The organism is Hanstruepera ponticola (assembly GCF_012931685.1).
In the GTDB taxonomy this organism is placed as follows: Bacteria; Bacteroidota; Bacteroidia; order Flavobacteriales; family Flavobacteriaceae; genus Hanstruepera; species Hanstruepera ponticola.
Genome location: NZ_JABANC010000003.1, coordinates 343,306 through 354,047, shown reverse-complemented (window position 1 = coordinate 354,047; position 10,742 = coordinate 343,306). Strand labels below are relative to the sequence as shown.

Annotated in this window: 7 protein-coding genes; 3 read left to right on the top strand and 4 right to left on the bottom strand. The window is 34.7% G+C overall.

Annotated features, from left to right (window positions below; translation table 11 throughout):
• The coding region (locus tag HGK31_RS10400; protein ID WP_191859700.1) for a T9SS type A sorting domain-containing protein at positions 1-1,520 on the top strand (1,520 nt) is incomplete at its 5' end.
• A gap of 99 nt (positions 1,521-1,619) precedes the next feature.
• Here the strand turns inward: HGK31_RS10400 and HGK31_RS10395 are convergent.
• Together HGK31_RS10395 and HGK31_RS10390 are read right to left on the bottom strand one after the other, a co-directional pair.
• Positions 1,620-1,985 carry a hypothetical protein gene (locus HGK31_RS10395; RefSeq protein WP_191859698.1) on the bottom strand — a complete coding sequence of 122 codons (366 nt, stop codon included), beginning with the start codon at positions 1,983-1,985 and terminating at the stop codon, positions 1,620-1,622.
• 81 nt (positions 1,986-2,066) lie between these two features.
• Positions 2,067-4,613 carry an ATP-dependent Clp protease ATP-binding subunit gene (locus HGK31_RS10390; protein ID WP_104733641.1) on the bottom strand — a complete coding sequence of 849 codons (2,547 nt, stop codon included), beginning with the start codon at positions 4,611-4,613 and terminating at the stop codon, positions 2,067-2,069.
• 256 nt (positions 4,614-4,869) lie between these two features.
• Here HGK31_RS10390 and gyrA point away from each other — a divergent pair, with 256 nt between their 5' ends.
• Together gyrA and HGK31_RS10380 are read left to right on the top strand one after the other, a co-directional pair.
• Positions 4,870-7,434, top strand: coding sequence for a DNA gyrase subunit A (gene gyrA / locus HGK31_RS10385; protein ID WP_191859696.1), 2,565 nt, complete (start codon positions 4,870-4,872; stop codon positions 7,432-7,434).
• An 11-nt stretch (positions 7,435-7,445) separates the two neighbouring features.
• A complete protein-coding gene (locus HGK31_RS10380; RefSeq protein WP_191859694.1) occupies positions 7,446-8,690 on the top strand; it encodes a tetratricopeptide repeat protein in 1,245 nt (414 codons plus the stop codon).
• A gap of 56 nt (positions 8,691-8,746) precedes the next feature.
• Here HGK31_RS10380 and HGK31_RS10375 read toward each other — a convergent pair whose 3' ends face one another.
• Both HGK31_RS10375 and HGK31_RS10370 read right to left on the bottom strand, forming a co-directional pair.
• Positions 8,747-9,499, bottom strand: a complete 753-nt coding sequence (locus HGK31_RS10375; protein WP_191859692.1) for a C40 family peptidase — start codon at positions 9,497-9,499, stop codon at positions 8,747-8,749.
• A gap of 14 nt (positions 9,500-9,513) precedes the next feature.
• Positions 9,514-10,692, bottom strand: coding sequence for an acetyl-CoA C-acyltransferase (locus tag HGK31_RS10370; RefSeq protein ID WP_191859690.1), 1,179 nt, complete (start codon positions 10,690-10,692; stop codon positions 9,514-9,516).
• Positions 10,693-10,742 lie beyond the last annotated feature (50 nt).

Below are 10,742 nucleotides of genomic sequence, written 5' to 3'. Positions count from 1 at the left end.
CACCAGTAATCACAACAGATGATGAGAGTGGTGATTTAGGCTGTAACCCAGAAGTAATGGCACCGATGTTCGAAGCAACAGACAACTGTGGTGTAGGTGAGCCAATAGTAACAACAGCAGGGCCAACAAATGACGGATGTGCATACAGCCAGACTTGGACAGCAAATGTTACAGATAACTGTGGTAACCAAGCACAGGCTGTAAGTGTGACATACACATGGACAGTAGATACAGAAGCACCAGTAATTACTACCAATGGTACCAGTGGCGATTTAGGATGTAATCCAGAGATTGTACCACCAATGTTTAAGGCAGATGATAACTGTGCTGGAGTAGTTTATTTAGATCCAGAAACATCAGGACCAACAAATGACGGATGTGCATACAGCCAGACATGGGTAGCGACATATACAGATCCTTGTGGTAATAAGGCAGCACCTGTAACTGTAACTTATACTTGGACAGTTGACACGGAAAACCCAGATATTGAAATCCCAGAAATGGAACCAATATGTAATGGTGTATTCCCGGAAAATGTTACTGTTAATTGGACAGATAACTGTTCAGATGGTGGAGAATTATCAGCTGGTCCAACTAACATAATAGTTTCTGAATGTCAAGAGACTGCAGACTATGTGTTTACTGTTACTGATGAATGTGGTAATACAGCAACTGAAACATTGACATTAATTCGTGAGTTTGATGTTATAGGGGAATGTGAAACAGCATTTGGTCGATCTGAAAATAATAGTATTTGTTTTATTCCAGACTTTAGTCGTTGGGGTTGGACAAACTATTTTGAAGGCGAAGGAGAGTATACATTACAAATGTATGCAGGTGCAGCTCATTGTGATATTAGTAGAGGATCTTATGCAGGTGATGTTATTGTAACTTATGAAAATGGTCAAGTAACATTGATGTTTAATATTGATTCTGGCTACACAATGAGAGAGGCTCATGTTTATGTTGGTTGCGATATGTATCCAACAGGAAATAATGGAGCTCCTACAGTAGCGCCAGGTCAGTATAACTTCAATCCTAGTGGGTTGAGTGATGGAGTATCTAATTACACAGTTGGACCAATAGATGCAAGTGGTCCTATATATGTCATTGCTCATGCAGTGGTATGTGAGGTAACATGCAAATGTTCAGTGTCTGAAAATGAAGGAGGTCAATTTATACCATCTAATTATGATGCTATTAATTGTGGAGCTGATCTAACAAATGATGAAGTTCCTTCTGATGAAATTACATTTACTGCTTATCCTGTACCATTTGAAAGAGAAGTATTCATTAATTACGAATATGACTTCGAAACAGATGTAACAGTTGAAGTATTTGATGTAAGAGGCGTGGTTGTAAGAAAAGTTTCTAATACAAATTATGTAAAAGGAACTGAAGGTACTACAAGAATTGACTTGTCTGATGCCAATAATCAATTCTATTTTGTAAGACTAACAACCAGCAAAGGTACAGTTACCAAGAAGATTGTTTCTTCCAGTCCTCAAAGAAGAGATTAGAGCAAATAATCATGAATAAAAAAAGGAGCAATTTAATTGCTCCTTTTTTATTTTATATCTTATACAATCTCAAGTTTTAAGAAATGGAATGTACTAATATTATTTGCACAATGCATTAGCCCAAATAATAGCATCATCAAGTTTTGAGAATGCTTTAAAGGGTTTGGTGAGAAAAACACTTTCTAATTCTGTATTATCAATAACAATTTTTTTTCCAGTAACTACAGCAAAGCCCACAAGATTTTGGATTTTAGAGGTTCTGAAATAAATATTAGGATCAACAGCATACGAATTTATTCTATGTGTGATATAAACAAAGTTCTTGTTTGTAAAAAATTGCTCTGAAATATCTTCTAAAACATCATTAAGTTCTGGTGTAACAGTAATACCTTCATTCATTACGGCAATTACGTAATTATCATGTATTGTTACATTTCCAAACGGATATTTTAACTCATGTGACATATTTAAAGATAAGGATTTAAAACTTAAGCATAAAAAACTCCGTCACACGACGGAGTTTTTACTTGTTATAAGAAAGGGTTATTAAGATTCTGTTTTCTTTTTTGGTGTTTCAATTTTGATTTTTAATTCATTACTTTTTGAATCTAAATCCATAGTTATCTTGTCACCTTCAGATATTTTAGAATTAATAATTTCTTCAGCTAAAGCGTCTTCAATATATTTTTGAATAGCACGTTTTAGTGGTCTCGCTCCATATTGTTTATCAAAACCTTTATCGGCAATATAATCTTTAGCTGCTTTACTTAATTTTAATGTATAACCTATGTCCTTTATTCTAGAAATTAATTTTTCTAACTCGATATCGATAATTTTATTAATATCCTCTCTTTCAAGGGCATTAAAGACTACTACATCATCAATTCTATTTAGAAATTCTGGCGCAAATGCTTTCTTTAAGGCGTTTTCAATTACACTTCTTGCATTAGCATCTTCCTGTGCTTTTTGGGAAGCAGTTCCAAAGCCAACTCCAGTTCCAAAATCTTTTAATTTTCTGGAGCCAATATTAGAAGTCATAATAATTATTGTATTTCTAAAATCAATTTTTCGACCGAGACTATCTGTTAAATAACCATCATCAAGAACCTGTAACAACATATTAAATACATCTGGATGGGCTTTTTCAATCTCATCTAAAAGGACAACAGCATAAGGTTTGCGTCTCACTTTTTCAGTAAGCTGACCACCTTCTTCATATCCTACATATCCAGGAGGCGCTCCAACTAATCTTGAAATAGCAAACTTTTCCATGTATTCGCTCATGTCAATTCTAACAAGTGAATCTTCACTGTCAAATAATTCTTTTGATAACACCTTTGCTAACTGTGTTTTACCAACACCAGTTTGACCTAAAAAGATAAATGAACCAATGGGCTTGTTTGGGTCCTTAAGTCCTGCTCTGTTTCTCTGGATGGCTTTTACAACTTTGGCAACGGCATCATCCTGACCAATAACTTTACCTTTTATCAATTCAGGTAATTGGGCTAGTTTATTACTTTCTGTTTGGGCGATTCTATTAACAGGAATTCCAGTCATCATGGATACGACATCAGCAACATTATCTTCAGAAACTATTTCACGATGTAATTTGGTTTCTTCTTCCCATTTTTCTTGAGCAATTGCCAGTTCTTTTTCTAGACGTTTTTCATCATCACGTAATTTAGCAGCCTCTTCATATTTCTGTTTTTTAACAACAGAAGACTTCGTTTCTTTTACAGCCTCTAATTGTTTTTCCAATTCAATTATTTGATCTGGCACATTAATATTGGTAATATGAACACGTGATCCAGCTTCATCCAGAGCATCAATAGCTTTGTCTGGTAAAAAACGGTCTGTCATATACCTATTTGTTAATTTCACACAAGCTTCAATGGCTTCAGGTGTATAATCAACATTGTGATGACTTTCATATTTTTCTTTTATGTTATTGAGTATTTCAATTGTTTCTTCAACGGTAGTAGGCTCAATAATTACTTTTTGGAAACGACGCTCTAAAGCACCATCTTTTTCAATATACTGTCTGTATTCATCTAGTGTAGTGGCACCAACACATTGAATTTCTCCTCGTGCTAGAGCCGGTTTAAACATATTAGAAGCATCTAAGCTTCCTGTTGCGCCTCCTGCACCAACAATAGTATGAATCTCATCGATAAAAAGAATAATGTCGTCATTCTTCTCTAATTCATTCATAACAGCTTTCATGCGTTCTTCAAATTGTCCACGATATTTTGTTCCAGCAACTAAACTGGCTAAATCTAGAGTAACAACGCGTTTGTTGAATAAAATTCTTGATACTTTTCGCTTTACAATTCTGTTTGCTAATCCTTCCGCTATGGCTGATTTACCAACGCCTGGTTCGCCAATAAGTAATGGGTTGTTTTTCTTTCTACGGCTTAAAATCTGTGAGACACGTTCTATTTCCTTTTCTCTACCAACAACAGGGTCTAACTTGCCTTCTTCTGCTTGAGCCGTTAAATCGCGTCCAAAATTATCTAAAACAGGTGTTTTAGATTTTTTGTTCGACTTGCCGGTAGGCGAGTTGAATAAATTTTCTTTGGACGTATCGTCATCAGCCGAATCGTCATCTTGAAAAGATTCTGCTTTTGGCTCTATATAATTTTCATCGTTTGTTATCATAAACTTAAATTGCTCTTTTACATTATCATAATCCACTTTTAATTTATTTAAAAGCTTAGTAGTAGGATCATTTTCATTTCTCAAAATACATAACAACAAGTGTGCTGTATTAATAGAATTGCTTTGGAATAATTTTGCTTCTAAAAATGTTGTCTTAAGTGCACGTTCGGCTTGACGCGTTAAATGCAGATTCTTTTTTTCATTTGAGGCTACAGCCACATTAGGGTTGGCTGGGCTTAAAATCTCAACTTTTCGGCGTAAATGATTTAAGTCAATATCCAAAGCATTGAGAATATTTATAGCTTTACCATTGCCATCTCTCAATAGACCTAGCATTAAATGCTCGGTACCTATAAAGTCATGACCTAAACGTAAAGCTTCTTCTTTACTGTATGCTATAACATCTTTTACTCTTGGTGAAAAATTATCGTCCATATATAAATCCTTTCTGCATTAAATGTACTAAACATATTTTTAAGGTCAAAAACTGTACCTAAAATCTATGCTATGCTAATAGACAAAAAAAAGTTTATAAAATCAAAATAATTAACAGCATACTTATTAACTATAATAAGGTGTTAAATTGTTAATAAAAAAACCGAAAAAACAAAAAGCTAGGTCTTGCTATCACTGATGAAATGGTTATATTAGCACGTTTTGAAAACCTACACAAAATCTAATTAATTTATATATGGCAGAAGGAGAAAAATTGATCCCAATTAACATTGAAGATGAAATGAAATCAGCCTACATTGATTATTCAATGTCGGTCATTGTGTCACGTGCATTACCAGATGTAAGAGATGGTTTAAAACCAGTTCACAGACGAGTACTTTATGGTATGCATGAATTGGGTGTTAGATCTAATACAGCCCACAAGAAGTCAGCTAGAATAGTTGGAGAGGTATTGGGTAAGTATCATCCTCATGGTGATACGTCTGTTTATGATACCATGGTTCGTATGGCGCAAGAATGGAGTTTACGTTATATGTTAGTTGATGGTCAAGGAAACTTTGGTTCGATTGATGGTGACAGTCCTGCAGCAATGCGTTATACCGAGGCACGTATGCGTAAAATATCAGAAGACATGCTTGCTGATATTGATAAGGAAACTGTAGATCACAAATTAAATTTTGACGATACTTTACAAGAACCTACCGTATTACCAACGCGTATTCCAGGTTTATTGGTAAATGGTGCATCTGGAATAGCAGTAGGTATGGCAACAAATATGCCACCTCATAATTTATCTGAAGTTGTAGATGGTATTGTAGCTTACATAGAGAATAATGATATTGAAATTGATGAGTTAATCACACATGTAAAAGCTCCAGATTTTCCAACAGGTGGAACAATTTATGGCTATGATGGTGTAATAGAAGCTTTTAAAACCGGTCGTGGACGTATTGTGATGCGAGGTAAAGCTAACATCGAGGAAGTTCAAGGTCGTGAATCTATAGTTGTTACAGAAATACCATATCAGGTTAATAAAGCTGATATGATTAAAAAGACTGCTGATTTAGTCAATGATAAAAAGTTAGAAGGTATTTCAACTATTCGTGACGAGTCAGATAGAAACGGCATGCGTATTGTTTATGTGTTAAAGCGTGATGCTATTCCTAATATTGTATTAAATAAGCTTTTCAAATATACAGCACTACAGTCTTCATTTAGTGTAAACAATATTGCACTTGTAAATGGAAGACCACAGATGTTGAATCTAAAAGATTTAATTTATCATTTTGTTGAACACAGGCATGACGTTGTTGTAAGACGTACAACATATGAATTGCGTAAAGCTGAAGAGCGCGCTCATATTTTAGAAGGACTAATCATAGCTTCAGATAATATTGATGAAGTTATTGCACTTATTCGTGCGTCATCAAATGCAGATGAAGCTCGTGAAAAGTTAATTGAACGATTTGAGCTTTCTGAAATTCAAGCAAAAGCAATCGTAGAAATGCGATTACGACAGTTAACAGGTCTGGAGCAAGATAAACTGCGTTCAGAATACGAAGACTTAATGAAGACCATTGAAGATTTAAAAGACATCCTTGATAAAAAGGAACGTCGTATGGAAATCATTAAAGATGAACTTTTAGAAGTTAAAAATAAGTACGGTGATGAGCGTCGTTCTCAAATAGAATATGCAGGAGGTGATTTAAGCATTGAAGATATGATTCCGGATGAGCAAGTAGTTATTACTATTTCTCATGCAGGATATATTAAGCGTACGTCATTGACAGAATATAAAACTCAAAATAGAGGAGGAGTTGGACAAAAAGCATCAACAACAAGAAATGAAGACTTTTTAGAGCATTTATTTGTTGGTACCAACCATCAATATATGCTATTCTTTACCCAAAAAGGAAAATGTTTCTGGATGCGTGTTTATGAAATTCCAGAAGGAAGTAAAACCTCTAAAGGAAGAGCCATTCAAAACCTTATTAACATTGAGCAGGACGATAAAGTAATGGCATTTATTTGTACTCAAGATTTAAAAGATGAAGATTACATAAATAGTCATTATGTAATTATGGCGACCAAAAATGGTCAGGTTAAAAAAACATCACTTGAGCAATACTCTCGTCCTAGAACAAATGGTATTAATGCTATAACAATTAAAGATGGTGATGAGTTGTTGGAGGCTAAACTAACAACTGGTAATAGTCAAGTTATGTTGGCTTTAAAATCAGGAAAAGCTATTCGTTTTGAAGAAGCAAAAACAAGACCTATGGGTCGTAACGCTTCTGGTGTTAGAGGTATTACTTTAGCCAATGATAAAGATGAAGTAATCGGCATGATAGCTATTGAAAATCCACAAGAAGAGTCTGTTTTAGTGGTTTCTGAAAAAGGTTATGGCAAGCGTACTTATATAGATGATCCTGAAGATGGAGAGGCAGTATATCGTATTACCAATCGTGGTGGTAAAGGAGTGAAAACTATTTCAATTACTGATAAGACGGGACATTTAGTTGCTATTAAGTCGGTTACAGATGATGATGATTTAATGATTATTAATAAATCAGGAATTGCAATTCGTATGGCTGTTAATGATTTACGTGTTATGGGTCGTGCAACTCAAGGTGTGAAATTGATTAATTTAAAAGGAGGTGATTCCATTGCCGCTGTAGCAAAAGTCATGAAAGATGAAGATGAAGAAATAATTGACGAATCTTCAGAAATAGTCAATGAAAACGAAAATGGCACAGCTATTGATAATGATGCAGAAAATGAAACTAATAACGATAATTAAAAATTTTAAACATGAATAAATCAGTATTAATTGTTTTAGCAATATTGGTTAGTACATTGTCTTTTGCTCAAAAAAAAGAACTACGAGCAGCGGAGAAAGCAATTAAGAGTAATAACTATGCTGAAGCAAAAGCAGCTTTAAGCCAAGCCAAATCCATGATATCAGCAATGGATGATAAACAAAAATCACAATATCATTTATTAATGGCAGAAGCCCTTTATGCAAAAGGAACAGCCAACAATGACGATGTGAATGAGGCAATTGACAATCTGAACAAAGTTGGTAGTGACTATAATTCTGAAACGGCTACGTTACGTCAAACAATGGAAAATGAATTGTTAACCAAAGCTAATTCTGCGTATACGAGTAGTAGTTTTGACGAAGCATCTAATAGGTTTGAGCAGTTATATAATGTTGTTCCAACAGATACGACCTATCTTTATTACTCTGCAGTGAGTGCAGTAAGTGCCCAAGATTATGAGAAAGCACTAAAACATTATGAGTCACTAAATGATTTGGGATACACAGGTCAAGAAAAGATTTATTATGCTGTAAATAAAGAGACAGGTGAGGAAGAGGTAATGGATAAGCAAACAAGAGACTTATATATGAAGTCAGGAGATTATATTAAACCTGGTGAGCGTATGTCAGAATCTAAATCTGGTGAGATTACAAAAAATATCGCACTACTTTATGTACAATTAGATAGAAAAGATGAAGCTATAGCTGCAATAAAAAAGGCCAGACAAAATGAACCTGAAAATTCAGAATTGATATTAACTGAAGCCAACTTACAATATAAATTGGGTAACACAGAAGAATATAAAGCGTTAATTCAAGAGGCTGTAAAATTAGATCCTAATAATGTTGATTTGATTTATAATTTAGGTGTACTTTCTGCTGAAGCTAAAGATAAAGAAGCAGCAAAAGGGTATTACAGACAAGTAATTGAGATGGAACCAACTTACGTTAATGCTTTGACAAATCTTTCAGCTTTAATATTAGAAGAAGAGCAGACCATCATTGAGGAAATGAATGGACTTGGAAATTCGGCTGCGGACAATAAGCGATATGATGAATTGAAAGAAAAGCGCAAAGGGGTCTATCAAGAAGCCATTCCGTACTTAAGTAAAGTTTTAGAGGTTGAGCCAGATAATGTTCAGGTAGCTCGAACTTTAATGAATATTTATAGTGCTATTGGTGATACAACAAATCAAAAGAAAATGAAAGCTCTTGTTGATGAGCTTGGCGGATAAAAAATAAGTATATATCAATAAATTATAAAAGAGCTACAAAATATGTAGCTCTTTTTTTATGATATAATTTTTTTGATAACCCTTAATTTATGGGTGTGAGTTCGCTTTTCTACATTGTATATTCCAGAATGGTCTAGTCTATCAATGCGCACTTTACCATGTGCATGAATGATAAAGTTATCTTTCATTATGATACCGACATGAATAATTTGGCCTTCATTATTATCAAAAAAAGCTAAATCGCCAGGATCACTTTCCTCAATAAAACTCAATGCTTCACCTTGAGTAGCTTGTTGAGATGCATCACGAAACAACTTATGGCCATTTAGTTTATAAACCATTTGTGTGAATCCTGAACAATCTATTCCAAAAGGTGTTTTTCCTCCCCAGAGATATGGTGAGTTTAAATACAAGAAAGCCATTTTAATTATATGATCTTTAGGAAATTTATCTTGAACAAAATTACCATCGTGAAAATGGTTCAACAGACTTAATCCATTTAGACAGGATCCAATGGGTATAGGGTATAATTGATTTGAAGCATCTTTAACAAACTCCACCAAATCAGTTGATAATTTAGGTGTTTCAGCATGTAAAGCTTGATATTGCTCTTTTAATATTTCTAAATACTGCTTATTGTCAATCCACCCCTCATATTTGTCAAAACCCAATCGGATTTTGCTCCATGATTTTCTTTGTTCTAGAATTTTAAAGTAATCACCATAAAGTACTTGTGAAACCAATTCACTAACGTCTGATGGCTCTAATCTCAAAGGAACAATGCTCAAATTGCAAATGCCGTATTGCATGTATACTTATAAAGTTAATTTCTTTCAATAACAATTGCAGAAGCACCTCCACCACCATTGCAAATGGCTGCAGCACCAATTTTTGCATTATTTTGCTCTAATACATTAAGCAAGGTAATTAAAATTCTTACTCCAGAACAACCAAGCGGGTGTCCTAATGAAACGGCTCCACCATTAACATTAACATTGGAGTCGTTTAGTCCTAAAAGTTTCATGTTTGCTAATCCAACTACTGAAAAAGCTTCGTTAAACTCAAAATAATCGACATCTTCCAATGTAATACCAGCTTTATTCAAAGCTTTTGGTAATGCCTTGGCAGGAGCTGTAGTAAACCATTCAGGTTCTTGGGCCGCATCAGCATAACTTTTAATTGTCGCTAGTATTTTTAATCCAAGTTCATTGGCTTTATCCTTACTCATTAAAATTACAGCACCAGCACCATCGTTGATTGTTGAAGCATTGGCAGCCGTCACAGTGCCATCTTTTGTAAAAGCAGGTCTTAAGGCTGGGATTTTTTCCATTTTGACATTGGTATATTCCTCATCTTTTGAGACAACAACAGCATCTCCACGTCTTTGAGGCACCTCAACTGGTACAATCTCATTATCAAACTTTCCAGCTTCCCAAGCTTCAGCTGAACGCTTATATGATTGTATTGCAAAGTTGTCCTGATCTTCTCTAGAAAAATTATATTCCACAGCACAAGCATCAGCACATACTCCCATTGCGTTTTGGTCGTAGGCATCAACAAGACCATCCTTTTGCATACCATCAACCAGAGTAGTAGGACCAAATTTTGTTCCAGTTCTCGCGTGAAGGTAATGAGGTATTAAACTCATATTTTCCATACCACCAGCAACAACAATGTTTGCATCACCTAAAGCAATGGCTTGAGCCCCTTGCATAACGGCTTTCATACCTGACGCACAAACTTTATTTACTGTTGTACAAGGAACGGTGTTTGGAATCCCTGCATAAATAGCTGCTTGTCTTGCTGGTGCTTGACCAGTTCCTGCCTGAACAACATTACCCATTAAAACTTCATCAACCATTTCTGGTTTTAAATTAATTTTATTAAGTGCTCCTTTTATGGCAATGGATCCCAATTTTGGTGCAGGTACCGTAGATAAAGAACCTAAAAAACTTCCTATTGGTGTTCTAGCAGCAGAGACAATTACAACTTCTTTACTCATTTTTTTATTCGTTTAATTTTTATAGCTGCAAAATTAATCATTTTTTCACA